This window comes from Streptomyces sp. NPDC040405, from assembly GCF_055595765.1.
The window spans coordinates 29780-46267 of record NZ_JBVIVI010000003.1 but is presented as its reverse complement, the minus strand read 5'-3'; the positions used below and the strand labels follow the sequence as shown (position 1 = coordinate 46267).

The window sequence follows — 16488 nt, the reverse complement described above, 5'->3', positions numbered from 1 at the left end:
AGCGAACAGAGCCTCACGGAACTGATCCGACTCGGTCAGTATGCGCGTCACCGGCAAGCCACCGGACGCAAAACGGATACGCCGCATTTTTCCCCCATCGAAACCTGCCAGCCGCCCGGTTTCCATCGGCCCACCGCGTCCCGTCAGTCACATCGGGGTGAAGGCGTTGCCACGAGCCGGCTTGAAGACGAGTGGCCCCTTCGAGGCAAGTGGCGCTCCTCTACTTTCAGGGCTCACCCAACGACCCCTACCTTACGGCGAGTTCGCGCCCCGGAATAGTGGAGTCCCTGCCCGCAGGCGGGTGCAGCTAGCTGCACCCGGCATATCCGCCCGGGACCGCTGCCCACGGCGAGGTCATGCCGCTCCGGCCGTCGCGAGGCATGCGCCGATCCGCTGGGGGGTGGCTCCGGCGAGGGCGTCGACGATGAGGCCACCGCGCAGCAGGATCACCGCGTCGGCCTGGGCCGCGGCGATGGAGTCGACCGTCACCATCACGACAGCGGTCCCCATGGCGCGCGACACGCGGCGCAGCAGCTCTGCCCGCTCCCGGGACTCATCGGCCGCGCGGTGCGCCGGGGGCTCGTCCACCAGGAGCAGATCCGGGCCCTGGGCGAGCGCCCGCGCGAGGGCGAGATGGCGCGTCCGCGCGGCGGGCAGATCCCCGACCGCGTCGCGCCGGTGCGGCCACAGACCGGCCGTCTTGTAGAGCTTCCGCAGCCTCCCGGCGCCGAGCAGCTGCCCTCCGCTCCCCTCCACGTACCCGGTCACCCGGTCGGTGGACCGGGGCTCGTCGGCGAGGTCGGCCAGGATCGCGCCGCCTCGCTCGCCGCCGCTCCACCGCACCGTTCCCGAGGTCGGCGCGGTCTCTCCGGCCAGACAGCGCAGCAAAGTGGTCTTCCCGGAGCCGGGCCCTCCCATGACCGCGAGAAAGCGGCCGGGCCGCACGCCGAGGCTCACGCCCCGCAGCGCGTGCACACGGTCGGTTCCCTCGCCGTAGCTCTTCGCCACGTCATCCAGAGAGAGCACCATGGGCTCGGGACGCATGCCCTCGGCTGATTCCACGTCAAACATGTCTCACACTTCCCCAGAACAGCCAAGTGCCGTCCCTTAGGGAGCGTAGCCGCAGATGTGAGCACCCGGGGACAACACGCAGGCGGCCGTCCGCGGTTGAGCGCAGTGGCTGGGGGATCACCTACTGCCTCGCGCGCGACGGGCCGCCTGGAGCTGGCGTCCGGAAGCCGGCCTGGGGAGGCGGCCGGCTCCGGCTGGTCATGCGGGAGCTACGTCAGGCTGAGCGTCACGTTGATGACGACGCCCACGGCGACGATGGCCAGCAACACCCATGGCCACAACCGACGTTCCTTTTGGGGCTGCCATTGAGACATCGCGTTTCCTGTTCGCCGTGAGGATTGAAGGGCCGCACGGCCCGATGGCCGGGCCCCGCTGCACAGCGAGACTAACCGCCGGGAAGTTGCCCCGTCAGTCAAGCTCCCTGCAGTCCGCGGGTGCAGTTCTCTGCACCCCGCCCCACCCGCTCCCGCCCACGCACCGGGCTTCGACCAGGGATATTTGACGACTGCGAAAAGACGTAGCGACCCCCGGTCGCGGCCCGGCAGGGTAAGCCCATTCAAGGAGAGCGCTCAGGGTGATGGGGAGTTTCCCGGGGCGCCCCGGACACCTCGGCCTGCCGGATTCCGTTCGGCGGCCGCGGCCTGTCACCAAGTCACCGTTTGTCGCCTCGGCGACAACGAAGAGCCGCTGCTGGCGGTATTGGGGGAAGACCTAGCGATGAGTACCCAATCGACAGAGCCCCGAAGAATATCCGTATTCGACACCACGCTCCGCGACGGCGAGCAGGCGCCCGGAAATGCCATGACGGCGGAGCAGAAACTCGAAGTGGCGCTGGCGATCGAGAGCCTGGGCGTCGATGTCATCGAAACCGGGTTTCCGGCGGCCTCGCAAACGGACTTCAAGGCCACCCGGATGATGTCCGAGCGGCTGAAGGACGTCCGGCTCGCCTCGTTCTGCCGGTCGGTGCCCAAGGACGTGGAGATCGCCGTCGAGGCGGGCGGCACCGAGCGGCACCAGATCCAGCTGCTGGTCACCGGCAGCGACCTGCACCTGGAGCACAAGCGCGGCATCACCCGTGAGCAGGCGTACGCCGAGGTGCGCGCCGCCATCAAGGTGGCCAGGCAGCTCGGTGTCACCGACATCTCCGTCGGCATCGAGGACGCCAGCCGGGGCGAGCACGACCTGCTGCGCGGCTACTGCGAGATCGTCGCGGAGTCGGGCGCCACCACGATCGCGCTGGGCGAGACCTCCGGCTGTCTGGTGCCCGCCGAGTTCGGCGACCTCACCCACGCCGTGCGCCAGTGGATTCCCGCGAGCACGGTGCTGTCCATCCACTGCCACGACGACTTCGGCCTGGCCGTGGCCAACACGCTCGCGGGCCTGTCGGCCGGTGCCGACGAGATGCAGGTGACGCTCGGCGGGATCGGCGAGCGCGCGGGCAACGCGGCGATGGAGGAGGTCGCCGCCGTCCTGCTGTACAAGGCCGAGCACTACGGCTTCACGACCGCGATCCAAACCGAGCGGCTGCACGCGGCCTACCAGGTGCTGACGCGGGCCATCTCGATGGAGACGCCGCGCAACAAGGCCATCTTCGGCGCGTACTCCTTCGCCACCCAGGCCGGGATCCACCAGGCGGGCATGCTGGCCCGCCCGGAGACGTACGAGTTCCTCGAACCCACCCGCGTGGGCCGCGAGCGGTCCCTGCTCGTCGGCCGCCACTCCGGCCGCGGCATCCTGGCGCATCTGCTGGAGCAGCTCGAGGTGCCCGCCACTCCCGAGCTGCTGGACGAGCTGTACCACGAGTACATCGCCAGCCGCTCCGGCGGCGAGTGCGACGAGCTGCACGTCGTACGGGCGAGCCTCGCCGAGCGCTTCGCCCGGCCGACCGGGGCGGGCGCCCGATGAGCACCACTCCCACCACCCCCGTCACCCTCGCCGAGAAGCTGTGGGACAGCCATGTCGTGCACCGTGCCGAGGACGAGCCCGACCTGCTCTACGTCGACCTGCACCTGACCCACGAGGCCACGTCCCCGCAGGCGTTCGACGGCCTCCGGCTCACGGAGCGCACGGTACGGCGCCCGGAGCTGACCGTCGCGCTGGAGGACCACAACGTCCCCACGGACTCCACGGTGATCGAGGACCCGGTCAGCCGCGTCCAGATCGACACCCTGCGGCGCAACTGCGAGACCTACGGCGTGGAGCTGTACCAGCTCGGCCACCGGCGGCAGGGCATCGTGCACGTGGTCGGCCCGCAGCTGGGGCTCGTCCAGCCCGGCATGGCGATCGTCTGCGGCGACAGCCACACCTCCACGCACGGCGCCTTCGGGGCGCTCGCCTTCGGCATCGGCACCAGCGATGTCGAGCACGTACTCGCCACCCAGTGCCTGTCCATCGGCCGCCCCAGGACCATGGCGGTGGACTTCACCGGCGAGCTGCCCTCGGGCGTGGGCGCCAAGGACCTGATCCTCGCGCTGATCGCGAAGATCGGGGCCAACGGTGCCCAGGGCCACATCATCGAATACCGCGGCGCAGCGGTCCGGGCCCTGTCCATGGAAGCCCGCATGACGCTGTGCAACATGAGCATCGAGGCGGGTGCCCGGGCCGGTCTGGTGGCTCCCGACGAGACCACCATCGCCTACCTCGAAGGCCGCCCGCACGCGCCGCGCGGCGCCGACTGGGACACCGCCGTCGCCCACTGGCGGACGCTGCGCACCGACGACGGCGCCGCGTTCGACCACACCGTCGAGCTCGATGTGTCGGGCCTGAGCCCGCTGGTGACCTGGGGCACCAACCCCAGCCAGACGGTGCCGCTGAGCGAGCGGGTACCGGCCCCCGAGACCTTCACCGACCAGGTGGAGCGGGCGGCGGCCGAACAGGCCCTGGCGTACATGGACCTCACGCCGGGCACCCCGCTGCGCGAGGTCTCCATCGACGTGGTCTTCCTCGGCTCGTGCACCAACGGGCGCATCGAGGACCTGCGCGCCGCCGCCGACGTGCTGCGCGGCCGCCAGGTGGCCGACTCCACCCGGCTGCTCGTCGTCCCCGGCTCCATGCAGGTGCGCGAGCAGGCCGAGGAGGAGGGCCTGCACAAGGTGTTCCTCGACTCGGGCGCCGAGTGGCGGCTGCCCGGCTGCTCGATGTGTCTGGGCATGAACACCGACCGGCTGACCGGGCCGCAGCGCTCGGCTTCCACCTCCAACCGCAACTACGAAGGCCGACAGGGCGCCACCGCCCGCACCCACTTGGTGTCGCCGGTGGTCGCCGCGGCAACCGCGGTGGCCGGACATCTGTCGGCCCCCGCAGACCTGGGATGAGAGAGGTCCATGCAACCCCTGATCACACACACCGGGCGGGCGGTGGCACTGCGCCGCGACGACATCGACACCGACCAGATCGTCCCGGCGGAGTACTGCAAGCGCGTCGTGAAGAGCGGCTACGAGGACGCCCTGTTCGCCCGCTGGCGCAAGGAGCCCGGCTTCTTCCTCGACCGACCGGAGCACTCGGGCGCGACCGTGCTGCTGGCGGGCCGCAACTTCGGCATCGGCAGCTCGCGGGAGCATGCGGTGTGGGCGCTCAAGGACGGCGGTTTCGTCGTCGTCGTGGCCACCGGCTTCGGTGACATCTTCCGCCGCAACGCCCTGAACAACGGCCTGGTGCCGGTCGACCAGCCCCTGGAGGTGGTCCAGGAGCTGATGGCGGAGGCCGAGCGCGACCCGTCGTTCACGGTCACCGTCGACCTCAAGGAGCTGAAACTGCGCGCCGGTGGCCGCACCTTCGACTTCGAGGTCGAGCAGCGCGCCCGCGAACTGCTGCTGCAGGGGCTGGACACCATCGAACTGACGCTGCGGCGCGGCCCGCTGATCGACGCGTACGAGCGGGCGCGCCCGTCGTGGCTTCCGACGATCCCCCGGGGTTCGGCGGCCGAGTTCGCCGCCGAGGGAGCACGATGACGGCGGTGCCACCTCCCGCCGCCGGCCCGACCGGCCACCCGCTGGGTGCTGAGCGCGTGCGCCAGCTGCCCGCGGGTGGCCTGGCCGGGCTGCTCATGGAGGCCACCGGCGGCGAGGTGGTGAACCTCGCCGTCGGCACCCCCGGGTGGCCCGTCACCCCGCCGGAGCTGGTCAAGAGCGCCGTGCACGCCCTTCAGGAGGGCGTCAACCAGTACGAGGACCCGGCCGGGAGCATGCGGCTGCGCGAGTGGATCGCCGACTCCCTGCCGGGCCGCCCCGACCCGCGTACGGAGGTGACGGTCACCGCGGGCGCCAGCGAGGGGCTCGCGGTGGCCCTCCTGTCCTGTGTGGATCCCGGGGACGAGGTCATCCTGCTGGAGCCGTTCTACGAGAACTTCCTCAGCGCCATCGCGCTGGCCGGTGGCGTACCGCGCTACGTACCGGCCGACGGCCCCGACTGGGCGCTGGACCCGGCGGCGCTCACCGCCGCCTTCGGCCCGCGTACCAGGGCGATCGTCATCAACAGCCCGAGCAACCCCACCGGGCGGCTGCTGAGCGACGAGGAACTGCGCCTGATCGCCGAGTTGTGCGCGAAGTGGGACGTGGCCGCCGTCTCCGACGAGGTCTACGCCACGTTCGTCTACGACGGCGCACGGCACCGTTCGGCGGCCGAGGTTCCCGGTCTCGCCGACCGGAGCATCGTGCTGGGCAGCTTCTCCAAGAGCCACGCCGTCAGCGGCTGGCGCCTGGGGTACGTCCGGGCCCCCGAGCCGTGGACCCGGCTGCTGCGCCAGGTGCACGTCGCCACCACCGGCGGGGCGGCGTCGCCCCTGCAGCATGCCGTGGCCCACGGGGGGCCGGTTCTGGCGGACGGCTGGGATCCGGCCGAGTCGATGCGGCCACTGCGCGACCACACCGTGCGGATGCTCGGCGCGGCGGGCTTCGACTGTGCCGTACCGCAGGGCGGCGTCTATGTGATGGCCGGGATCCGTGGCCTGACCCAGGCGTCGAGCCCCCGGTTCGTCCGCGAGCTGGCCGAGCGGACCGGGGTGCTGCTGGCCCCGGCCACCCCGTTCTTCGCCGAGAGCCGACGCGGTGCCCGGTATGTACGGGTGGCCTTCAACCGTCCCGAGGCCACTCTCCTCGAAGCCCACCGGCGCCTGAACGGCGGCCCGGCACCATCCGCGAAACAGAGGAGTACGTTCCCATGACCGCTGCGATCCATCTGGACACCGAGCCCCGGTTCGGCGGCCTGGTCTGCGAGGTGTCCAGCCCGGACCGCCCCGCGCTGACCGAACTCGGCGCCCAGCACGGCCCGTTCGTCCGCGAGCGGGTCGTCGAGCACGGCGCCGCCCTGCTGAGCGGCTACCAGTGGACCGGCTGGGACGATCTGGACGCCTTCGTCAAGCAGGTCGTGAGCGCGCCGCTGGACTACACCGAGCGCTCCTCGCCCCGGACCGAGCTGCACCCCGGGGTGTTCACGGCGACGGACCACCCGCCGACCGAGGAGATCTTCCTTCACACCGAGCAGTCCTACAACCTCAACGTGCCGCGCTATCTGTTCTTCTTCTGCAAGCAGGGCGCCCCCGAGGGCGGGGCGAGCCGCCTCGCCGACTGCCGGGCCATCCACGACGCCCTGCCGCACGAGATCGTGGAGCGGTTCGACAAGGAGGGCTACCTCCTGGTGCGCAACTTCCTGCCCGGTCTCGGCCTGTCCTGGCAGGAGGCGTTCGCCACCGAGGACCGGGACCAGGTGCGCCGCTACTGCGCGGACAACGGCATCGAGGTCGAGTGGCTGGCCGAGGACCACGTCCAGACCCGGCAGGTGCGCTGGGCGGTGGCCACGCATCCGGAGACCGGGGTGAAGTCCTGGTTCAACCACATGACGTTCTTCAACTCCAGCGCGCTGAAGAAGGACCTCGCCGAACTGCTGCTGGAGGAGTACGGACCCTGGGGCATCCCGACCAACACCTTCCACGCCGACGGCTCGGAGATCGGCCAGGACGTCATGGAGGCGCTGCACGCCGCCTACCGCGGGCACGAGCTGGACGTGCACGCCCGTACCGGCGACGTGCTGATCGTGGACAACCTGAGCGTGGCGCACGGCAGGGCCCCGTTCGTACCGCCCCGCGAGCTGTTCGTGAGCATGGCCGACGCGCTGTCCTGGGAGCGGCTGCGCCCGGTGGAGCGGACCGCGCTGCCCGGCGGCGGCCCGGCGGGTAATGCGCGGTGAGTGAGCGGGCCGAGGCCGGTACGGCACGGGACAGCGGGCGGACCGGGCAGGCTCCGGTCCGCCCGCTGTCCCGCAACCGTGAGTACAACCTGCTGTGGAGCAGCAATGTGCTCTCGCAGCTGGGCTCCCAGGCGACGCTGTTCGCCTATCCGCTGCTGGTGCTGGCCATGACGGGGTCGGTGTTCCAGGCGTCGCTGGTGGAGTTCGCCGTCGCAGCCTCCCGCATGGCGGCGGGGCTGCCCGCGGGTGCGCTGACGGACCGGATGTCGCGCAAGCGTGTGCTGCTGGCGTCCGAGATCGCCCGGGCCGTGGCGCTGGGGGCGCTGGCGGTGGCCATCGCCGCCGGGTGGGCGCCGCTCGCCCTGATCCTGGCGGTGGCTGTGGTGGAGGGCGTGGCCACCGCGCTCTTCAGCGCCGCCGACCAGGCGTTGCTGCCCCAGGTCGTGCCCCGGTCCCAGCTGGCGTCCGCGGTGGCGCGCAACACCGCGCGCTACCACGTCGCCACGGTCGTGGGCCCCGGCCTCGGCGGGGTGCTGTACAACGTGATGCGGGTGCTGCCGTTCGCCGCCCAGGCGGTGACCTCCCTGGCCGCGTTCTGCACGCTGCTGACCCTGCGGGCCCCCGAGGAGCGGAAGCGGATCGAGTCGGCCGACGCCCAGGGGCTGTGGCGCAGCACGATGGAGGGGCTGCGCTGGCTGTACGGAAACCACCTGCTGCGGGTCACCGTCGTGCTCACCATGGGCTTCAACGCCGTCTTCAGCGGGTTGCTGCTGGTGTCCATCGGCCTGGCGCAGCACGCCGGAGCCGCGGGCCAGGTCGGGGCGATCGGGGCGCTGACGGGCGCCGGGGGCGTGCTGGGCGCCCTGGTCGCGCCCCGGCTGCGGCTGCGCATGACGCCGTACGCCGCGGTGACGCTGCTGACGTGGGGGGCGACCCTGCTGGTACCGCTCCTCGCGGTGCTGCCCGCCGGGTACGCCCATGGGGCGGTGCTCGGCTGCGTGGTGTTCCTCGCGCCGACCGCGACCGCGATCATCACCACGCACCAGATGCTGATCACGCCGGACGAGATGCGCGGCAGGCTGGCCGGTGCGATCGGCGTCAGCCTGGGAGCGGCCTCCGCCCTGGGGCCGGTGGCGGGCGGGGCGCTGCTGGAGTTCTCCGGGACGACGGTCACGGTGCTGGCGGCCACGGCGGCCCTGGCGCTGCTGGCCCTCCTGGCCACCGGCAGCCGCGCCATCCGCGCCCACTCCGACGACGCGACGGCCGGGGCCTACGAGAAATGAGCGTCAACCAGCGCTTTTCGTGGTCGGCTTAAGGACGCTGCCCACCGGAAATCACTGATGCTAGTTTCAGGCTGTCTGCCGCTCGTCACGGAAAGAAAAGCGGAGGGGGATTCCGTGGAGTCACCAGAGTTTGTCGCCCATTTCCACCGCGCGGCGCTTGAATTCGGCGTCTCCCGCGCACAGTTCGCCCTGTCCGACGGCACGGAAATTCATGTGGCGCACGTCGGCGGACCGGATACGGCGGCGCTCCGCTTTCCCTTCGCCTCCGTCACCAAGCTCTTCACCGCGACGGTGGCCCTGCAGCTCGTCGGCGACGGGGATCTCGATCTGGACGCTCCGCTGGGGAGTTACGGCGAGGAGTTCGCCGCCCTGCCGGGCGGCCCGGGGGCGGCGGTGACCCTGCGGCACCTGCTGAGCCACACCAGCGGCCTGGTGTGCGATCTGAACGACGACGGCCAGGGCCTGCGCGGTTACGTGGCGGCCGCGGGCAAGCCGGACCTGCTGTTCCCGCCGGGCAGCGCCTTCTCCTATTCCAACACCGGCTTCGCGCTCGCCGGCCGGCTGATCGAGTCCGTGACCGGCACGTCCTGGCGCGAGGCCATGGACTCCTTCCTGCTGCATCCGCTCGGCATCACCCCCGCCTATGCCCCGGGGCCGGGGCCGTCGGTGCCCGGCCCGGCGGTCGCCTCCGGCCACACCGTCACCGCCGCGGGGGCCGTGCCCGTGGAGCTGCGGGTGCCCGCGGCGCTGGCCCCGGCGGCGGCGCTGGCCGGTACCGCCGAGGACCTGGTGGCCTTCGCCCGGCTGCACACCGAGGCGCGGGACAGTAAGCACGGCGCGCTGCTCGACGACGACTGTGCGGCGCGGATGCGGCGCCCGGTGCCGGGCGCCGAGCCGTACGGGCTCGCCGACGGCTGGGGCCTGGGCTGGGCCACGTACGGCCGCGGGGACCGGCCCTGGCTGGGTCTGGACGCGATGGGCGCGGGCACCACCTGCAACCTGCGGGTGCGTCCGCACGACGGCACCGTCCTGGCCCTGGTCACCGACTCCACGGCCGGGCTGGCGCTGTGGCGCGGTCTCACCGGCTGGCTGCGCGACCGGGGCATGGAACTCGACGCGGCCGCCCCCGACGAGCGGCCCGCCCCGCACCCGGCCCCGGCCGCCGCCGACCGGGTGGGCACCTGGGTCAACGGCACCCTGGCGTACCGCGTCACCGGCGGCGTCGGCGCACCGCTCCACCTCGAGGACGACACCGGGGCGCGCTACCGCCTCGACGTCGACGCCCGCGGTGTCTTTTCCGCCCACCGCACCGATGTCCCCGAAGCCCCTTACGCGGGCCGGTTCCTGAGCCGCCCGGAGACCGGGAACGGCTCCCTGATGCAGTTCGCCGGACGCGTGCTGCGCAAAGAGATGTCGTAACAGGAACGAGCCGGAATTCCCGGCAACGGACCACTGAATTCCCCCACCGGAGGCTGCCCGCCTTCTCGGACGACTTTTCGCTGGAGTATGGAAGTGACAGGAACCAACGGCATCCGGCGGGCTTCTTCCCCGTCGCGGTCAGTGGATTCACCGGATTCACCGAAAACTCCGGCAGCGGCCACGGAAGGCGACGGGCTGTCACCGGCCCAGCGTCGGCTGTGGTTCCTGAACCGTCTCCAGGAACACGGGGCCGGGGAGGCGCTCGCCCGGGCCATGCGGCTGACCGGGACCCTCGACCCGGCCGCGCTCAGGGACGCGCTGGGTGATCTGCTGGCCCGGCACGACCTGCTGCGCACCGTCCTCGCCGAACACGAGGGCCGCTGCCGCCCCGAACCGCGCCCCGCATACGAGCCGTTCGCGGGCCTGACCGTCCGCCCGGCCGACGCGGACACGCTCGACCGGGCGCTGGCGGAGGCCGCGGGCCGCCGCTTCGACCTGACGCGGGACATCCCGCTGCGGGCCGAGGTGTTCACGCTCGCCCCCGACGAACACGTCCTCCTGCTGGTGCTGCACCGGGTCGCGGGGGACGAGGCGTCCTGGCGGCCGCTGCTGGGCGACCTGGCCGACGCCTACGCGGCACGCGTCCGCGGCGAGCGCCCGGCGGACGAGGACCGGCCCGCGCAGTACGCGCGGTCGGCGGCCCGGCAGGCCGCTGTCCTCGGCACCGCCGAGCGCTCCTCCACGGCGGCCGCGGCCGAACTGGAGTTCTGGCGCGACACGCTGGCCGGTGCGCCCGAACAGCTCCAGCTCCCGGCGGACCGCACGCGCCCGGCCGTCGCCACGTATCTCAGCGCCCGGCTCCGGCTGCGGCTGGACGCCCGGCGCCACCGCGCCGTCGCGGACCTGGCGACGCGCACCGGCACCGACGTGTTCGCCGTGCTGCACGCCGCGCTCGCCGTCGTCCTCGGCCGCTTCGCCGCGACCCGGGACCTCACGCTGGGCACGACGGTCAGCACCCGCGCACACGCCGAGTCGGCCGTGGTGGGCCCGCTGGAGAACACCGTGGTGCTGCGCACCGCCGTGCCGGACGGCGCGAGCTTCACGGAGCTGGTGCGCGCCTGCGCGGCCACGGCCGCCGCCGCCCGCGCACACGGCGAACTGCCCTTCCCCTGGCTGCTGGAGGCGGTGCGGCCGGACCGGGCGCTGAACCGGCACCCGCTGTGCCAGGTCGTCCTCGACGTGGCCGGGCCGGTGCCCGCCCCGGACACCTTCGGCGGCCTGGCGGCGCACACCTGGGACGTGCCCGTCACCCGCTCGCCGTACGACCTGCACGTGCGGGCGGTGCCGGAGCACGAGGGCGGCATGGACCTCCTGGTCGACTACAGCGTCGAGCTGTTCGACGAGCCGACCGCGCGCCGCCTCGCCGAGGCCGTTCCGCGGCTGCTGGCCGACGCCACCGACGCTCCCGAGCGGGCGGTCGACACCTTCGACATCCTGGACGACGCCGAGCGCGACCGCCTGCTGACGCGGTGGAACGCCACTGCCCGGCCCATACCTGACGGCACGGTCGCCGACCTCTTCGAGGCCCGGGTGCGCGCCTGCCCCGAGGCGCCCGCGGTGGTGTACGCGGGCCGTACGACCACCTATGCGGAGCTGGACGCCCGCGCCAACCGCATCGCCCGGGCCCTGGCGGCGCGGGGCGCCGCTCCCGGCGCCTTCGTCGGCCTCGTCCTCCCCCGCGGCACCGATCTGGTGGCCTCGCTGCTCGCGGTCGCCAAGACCGGCGCGGCCTATCTGCCCATTGACCCGGAGTACCCGGCCGAGCGCATCACCTACGCGCTGTCCGACACCGGACCCGTCACCGTCGTCACCGACGCCCGCACCGCCGAGCGGCTGTCCGCGGGCGGCGCCGACACCCTCGTACTGGACGACGCGGACACCGCGCGGGAGCTTGCCGCGCTGCCCGGCACCGCGCCGGCCGAGGCGGCGCGCCGCACCCTGCGGGGCGCCGACCAGGCCGCATACGTCATCTACACCTCCGGCTCGACCGGCCGTCCCAAGGGCGTGGTCGTCGGCCGGCGGGCGCTGGCCAACTTCCTTTCCTCGATGGCCGGGCTGCTGCCGCTCACCCCGGACGACGTGTGGACGGCGGTCACCACCATCGCCTTCGACATCGCCGCCCTGGAGCTGTACCTCCCGCTCACCAGCGGGGCCACCCTGGTCCTCGCCGACCAGGACACCGTCCGCGACCCCCAGGCACTCGCGGACCTGATCACCGCCACCGGCACCACCGTCGTGCAGGCCACCCCCAGCCTGTGGCACGCGCTGTGCGAACAGCAGCCACAGGCGGTACAGGGACTGCGGATGGCCGTCGGTGGCGAGGCGCTGCCCAGCGCGCTTGCCGCCACCATGCGGAAGCTGGGCGCCGAGGCCGTCAACCTCTACGGCCCGACGGAGACCACGATCTGGTCCACCGCCGCGCGGCTGGAGCGCCGACCCGGCGCTCCAGCCATCGGCAAGCCCATCGCCAACACCCGTATCTACGTACTGGACGCCGCGCTGCGCCCGGTGCCCACCGGCGTGGCCGGGGACCTGTACATCGGCGGGGCCGGGCTCGCCCACGGATACCAGGGCCGCCCCGGCCTCACCGCCGAGCGCTTCGTGGCCGACCCCTGGTCGGGCGAGCCGGGGGCACGGCTGTACCGCACGGGCGATGTGGCGCGCTGGGCCGCGGACGGCAATCTGGAGTTCCTCGGCCGCAGCGACCACCAGGTCAAGGTCCGCGGCTTCCGCATCGAACTCGGCGAGATCGAGACTGTGTTGGAGCGCCACGCCGACGTGGCCAAGGCCGTCGTGGTGGCCAGGGAAGTCCGTCCGGGCGATGTGCGGCTGCTGGCGTACACCGTCCCGGCGGCCGACCGCGATCCGGACCCCTCCCGGCTGCGGGAGCACGTGGCGGCCACGCTGCCCGACTACATGGTCCCGGCCGTGGTCGTCCCCCTGCCGGAGCTGCCGCTGACGCCCAACGGCAAGGCCGACCGCGCCGCGCTGCCGGTGCCCGTGCTGGAACCGGCCACCAACCGGCGCGCGCCTCGCGTCGCCCGCGAGGAACAGCTGCACGACCTGTTCTGCGAGGTGCTGGGCGTCGACCGGATCGGGATCGACGACAGCTTCTTCGACCTGGGCGGGCACTCCCTGCTCGCCACCCGCCTGGTCAGCCGGGTCCGGGCCGTACTGGACAGCGAGGTGTCCGTCCGGACCCTGTTCGAGGCCCCGACCGTGGCCGCGCTCGCCCAGCGCCTGGGCGGTCCCCCGGCCGGGTCCGCGCTGCGCCGGACCGACCTCGGGGGGCCGCTGCCCCTGTCGTACGGGCAGCGGCGGCTGTGGTTCCTGCACGAGTACGAGCCCGGCGGCACCGAGTACAACTCGCCCCTGGCACTGCGGCTGACCGGCGCGCTGGACGCCGGGACCGCCGAGCGCGCGGTGCGGGCGCTGGTGGCCCGCCACGAGGCGCTGCGCACCACCTTCGACGTCAGGGACGGCCAGGGCGTCCAGCGGGTGCACGAACCCGGGCCGGTGCCGGTGAGCCGTCTGGACCTGTCCGGCCACCCGGCGGCCGAGCGCGGCGCGGAGCTGGACCGGCGCCTGCGCGCCCACGCGGCCGACTCCTTCGACCTGCGCCGGGGTCCGCTGCTGCGGGTGACGCTGGTGCGGCTGGCCGAGTCCGAACACGTCCTGCTGCTGGACATGCACCACATCATCACCGACGGCTGGTCCAAGGACGTGCTGGCGCGGGAGTTCTGCGCCCTGTACGAGGAGGCCGCGACGGACACCGCGGCGGGCCTGGAGCCGCTGCCGGTGCGGTACGCGGACTACGCCGTGTGGCAGCGAGCCGAGGAGGAGCGGCGCAGTGGCGCCGGGCCGCGGGAGGATCTGGAGTACTGGCGGCGCCAGCTTGCCGGGGTGAGCCCGCTGGAACTGCCGACCGACCGGCCGCGTCCGCCCGTCCGCACCTCGGCGGGCGACCAGCACGTCTTCTCCGTCCCCGCCGAACTGGCCGGGGAGGTCGCCCGGTTGTGCCGGGAGCAGCAGACCACACTGTTCGGCACGCTGGTGGCGGCGGTGCAGCTGCTGCTGTCCCGCTACGGCCGTCAGCGGGACGTGGCCGTGGGCACGATCGTCTCCGGGCGCGACCGCGTCGAGCTGGAGAACGTGCTCGGCTACTTCGTCAACACCCTCGTCCTGCGCGGCGAGATCCGCCCCGAGATGACGGTCGGGGAGTTCCTGGCCGGGACCCGGCGCACCGTGCTGGAGGCGCTCACCCACCAGGAGCTGCCCTTCGACCGCCTCGTCGAGGAGCTGCAGCCGGAGCGGGACCCCAGCCGCACACCGCTGTTCCAGGTGGCGGTGACCCTCAAGCGGGTGCAGACCGTCACCTCCGCCCGGCTGCGGGCCGAGGAGATCCCGGTGCCCAAGGCCACCGCCATGTTCGACCTGGGCCTCGAATTCGAGGACCGGGAGGGCGACTTGTCCTGCCGGGTGGAGTACAACACCGACCTGTTCGACCGCGCCACCGTCGAGCGGATGTCCGCGCACCTGCTGGTGCTGCTGGCCGCGATGGCCTCCGGCGCGGAGCGCACGCTGGACGGGCTGCCGCTGATGGCGGAGGAGGAGCGGCGGCTGGTCACCGAGGAGTGGAGCCGCCCCGCCACGCCCCCGGTCGACGCCGGTCACCGCAGTGTGCACGCGCTCCTCGCCGAGCGGGCGCGCCGGACACCGCGGGCGCCCGCCCTGATATCCGGCGGTCGGCAGCTGACCTACGGTGAGCTGCACACCTGGGCCGACGCGCTGGCCCACCGACTCGTGGCGTGCGGGGTGCGTCCTGGCACCGTCGTGGCCGTACGGGCGGGCCGCGGCATCGAGATGACCGTCGGGCAGCTCGCCGTCCTGAAGGCGGGCGGCGCCTGTCTGCCAGTGGACCCGGCGCTGCCCGCGGACCGGACCGCGTACATGCTGCGGGACGCCGGGGTGCCCGTCGTGGTCACCCAGCGGCACCTGGCGCAGGGCCCGGCTCCCGAGAGCGGCCGGGTGCTGTACGTGGAGGACGCCGAGGGGCAGGCCGTGGACGGCCCGCCCGGCGTCGGCATCGGCCGCCACGACCTCGCGTACGTGTTCTACACCTCGGGTTCCACGGGTCAGCCCAAGGGCGTGCAGATCGAGCACGGCAATGTGCTCAACCTCGTGGAGTGGTACCGCGGTTACTACCAGGTGGGTCCGGAGGACCGCGCCTCGCAGCTGGTGGCGCCGGGCTTCGACCCGACCGTGCTGGAGCAGTGGGGCAACCTCGGCGCCGGGGCGAGCCTGTGGTTCGTGCCCGACGCGCAGCTGGACGATCCGTATCTGCTCACCGAGTGGCTCACGGACCACGGCATCACGCTCGCCGTGGTCCCGGCGCCGCGGCTGGACTCCGTACTGGACCAGCCCGGCGTCTACAAGGGACGGCTGCGCTACATGCTCACCGGCGCCGACGTGGTCCGCCGCAGGCTGCCCGCGGACGCGCCCTTCACCCTGATCAACCACTACGGTCCGACCGAGACCACCGTGCTGACCACGGCGGCCGTGCTGCGGATGCGCGGTGACGCCTCCGACGACCGGCTGCCGTCGATCGGCTCGGCCATCGCCGGGACCCGTACGTACGTGCTGGACGAGCATCGCCACCCGGTGCCGGTCGGCGTGCCCGGTGAGCTGTACGTCGGCGGCCGCGGAGTGGCCCGCGGCTATCTGGGCCGCCCGGAGCTGACCACCGAGCGCTTCGTCCCCGACCCCTTCGCCCCGCGGGAGCGGCTGTACCGTACGGGCGACCTCGTACGGTGGCTGCCCGACGGCGAACTGGACTTCCTGGGGCGGCTGGACAACCAGGTCAAGGTCCGCGGCTACCGCATCGAACTGGGCGAGGTGGAGAACGCCCTCCTGCGGCTGCCCGGCGTGGCCAAGGCCGCGGTGGTCGCGGACGGGAGCGGTTCCGGGTCCGCCGTGCTGACCGGGTACGTGGTGCCGGACGACGGTGGCGAGCTTGACCCGGAGCGGCTGGGCGAACGGCTCCGCGCCGACCTGCCCGAGTACATGGTTCCGTCGCACATCCTGGTGCTGGCCGCCTTCCCGGAGACCACCAGCGGCAAGATCGACCGCAACGCCCTGCCGAAACCCCCGGCCCGGCCGGACGGACGGCGCGAGTACACCGCGCCCCGCAACGCGGTGGAACGGGCCCTGGCCCGCATCTGGGAGCAGGTCCTGGGCGTCGAGCGGATCGGCGTCCTGGACGACCTGGCGGCCCTGGGCGCCAGTTCCGTCCTCACCCTGCAGACCGTCTCCCGCATCCGCGAGGACATCGGCGTCACCGTCACGGTGCGCGCGGTCTTCACCGCGCGGAACGTCTCCGAACTGGCCGGTGTGGTCCGCGCCCACGCCCGCACACAGCTGCGCCGCCCGGAGCCGGGCGCCACCACGCGCACCAGCGCACGAGGGGAATGAC

The 16488-nt window shown here is 72.9% G+C and carries 9 protein-coding genes; 8 read left to right on the top strand and 1 reads right to left on the bottom strand.

Going from position 1 to position 16488, the window contains the following annotated elements:
* Window positions 1-354 precede the first annotated feature (354 nt).
* Window positions 355-1071, bottom strand: coding sequence for an ATP-binding cassette domain-containing protein (locus tag ACZ59A_RS14325; protein WP_470958007.1), 717 nt, complete (start codon window positions 1069-1071; stop codon window positions 355-357).
* 717 nt (window positions 1072-1788) lie between these two features.
* Between ACZ59A_RS14325 and ACZ59A_RS14320 the strand changes: the two genes are divergently transcribed.
* From ACZ59A_RS14320 to ACZ59A_RS14285, 8 genes are all read left to right on the top strand, one after another.
* Entirely contained in the window at window positions 1789-2976 is a 1188-nt protein-coding gene (locus tag ACZ59A_RS14320) for a LeuA family protein (protein ID WP_470958004.1), read from the top strand.
* On the top strand, window positions 2973-4385 hold the full coding sequence (gene leuC / locus ACZ59A_RS14315; RefSeq protein ID WP_470958001.1) for a 3-isopropylmalate dehydratase large subunit: 1413 nt from the start codon (window positions 2973-2975) through the stop codon (window positions 4383-4385). The genes ACZ59A_RS14320 and leuC overlap by 4 nt, the downstream gene beginning before the upstream one ends.
* 9 nt (window positions 4386-4394) lie before the next feature.
* Window positions 4395-5021: a 3-isopropylmalate dehydratase small subunit gene (leuD, locus tag ACZ59A_RS14310; protein ID WP_470957998.1), complete on the top strand. Its 627-nt coding sequence runs from the start codon at window positions 4395-4397 to the stop codon at window positions 5019-5021.
* Window positions 5022-5077: 56 nt separating this feature from the next.
* On the top strand, window positions 5078-6232 hold the full coding sequence (locus ACZ59A_RS14305; RefSeq protein ID WP_470957996.1) for a pyridoxal phosphate-dependent aminotransferase: 1155 nt from the start codon (window positions 5078-5080) through the stop codon (window positions 6230-6232).
* Window positions 6229-7254, top strand: a complete 1026-nt coding sequence (locus ACZ59A_RS14300; protein ID WP_470957994.1) for a TauD/TfdA family dioxygenase — start codon at window positions 6229-6231, stop codon at window positions 7252-7254. The genes ACZ59A_RS14305 and ACZ59A_RS14300 overlap by 4 nt, the downstream gene beginning before the upstream one ends.
* The gene (locus tag ACZ59A_RS14295) at window positions 7251-8537 is read left to right on the top strand and encodes an MFS transporter (RefSeq protein ID WP_470957991.1); all 1287 of its coding nucleotides are present in this window, start codon (window positions 7251-7253) and stop codon (window positions 8535-8537) included. The genes ACZ59A_RS14300 and ACZ59A_RS14295 overlap by 4 nt, the downstream gene beginning before the upstream one ends.
* Window positions 8538-8651: 114 nt before the next feature.
* Window positions 8652-9956: a serine hydrolase domain-containing protein gene (locus ACZ59A_RS14290; RefSeq protein ID WP_470957988.1), complete on the top strand. Its 1305-nt coding sequence runs from the start codon at window positions 8652-8654 to the stop codon at window positions 9954-9956.
* Between the two features lie 141 nt (window positions 9957-10097).
* Window positions 10098-16487, top strand: a complete 6390-nt coding sequence (locus ACZ59A_RS14285; protein ID WP_470957985.1) for an amino acid adenylation domain-containing protein — start codon at window positions 10098-10100, stop codon at window positions 16485-16487.
* The last annotated feature ends 1 nt before the right edge of the window (window position 16488 follow it).

Bases quoted from the DNA above. Each gene is read 5' to 3' on its own strand.
- ACZ59A_RS14325 (WP_470958007.1), bottom strand. From the start codon at position 1,071: ATGTTTGACGTGGAATCAGCCGAGGGCATGCGTCCCGAGCCCATGGTG.
- ACZ59A_RS14320 (WP_470958004.1), top strand. From the start codon at position 1,789: ATGAGTACCCAATCGACAGAGCCCCGAAGAATATCCGTATTCGACACC.
- leuC (WP_470958001.1), top strand. From the start codon at position 2,973: ATGAGCACCACTCCCACCACCCCCGTCACCCTCGCCGAGAAGCTGTGG.
- leuD (WP_470957998.1), top strand. From the start codon at position 4,395: ATGCAACCCCTGATCACACACACCGGGCGGGCGGTGGCACTGCGCCGC.
- ACZ59A_RS14300 (WP_470957994.1), top strand. From the start codon at position 6,229: ATGACCGCTGCGATCCATCTGGACACCGAGCCCCGGTTCGGCGGCCTG.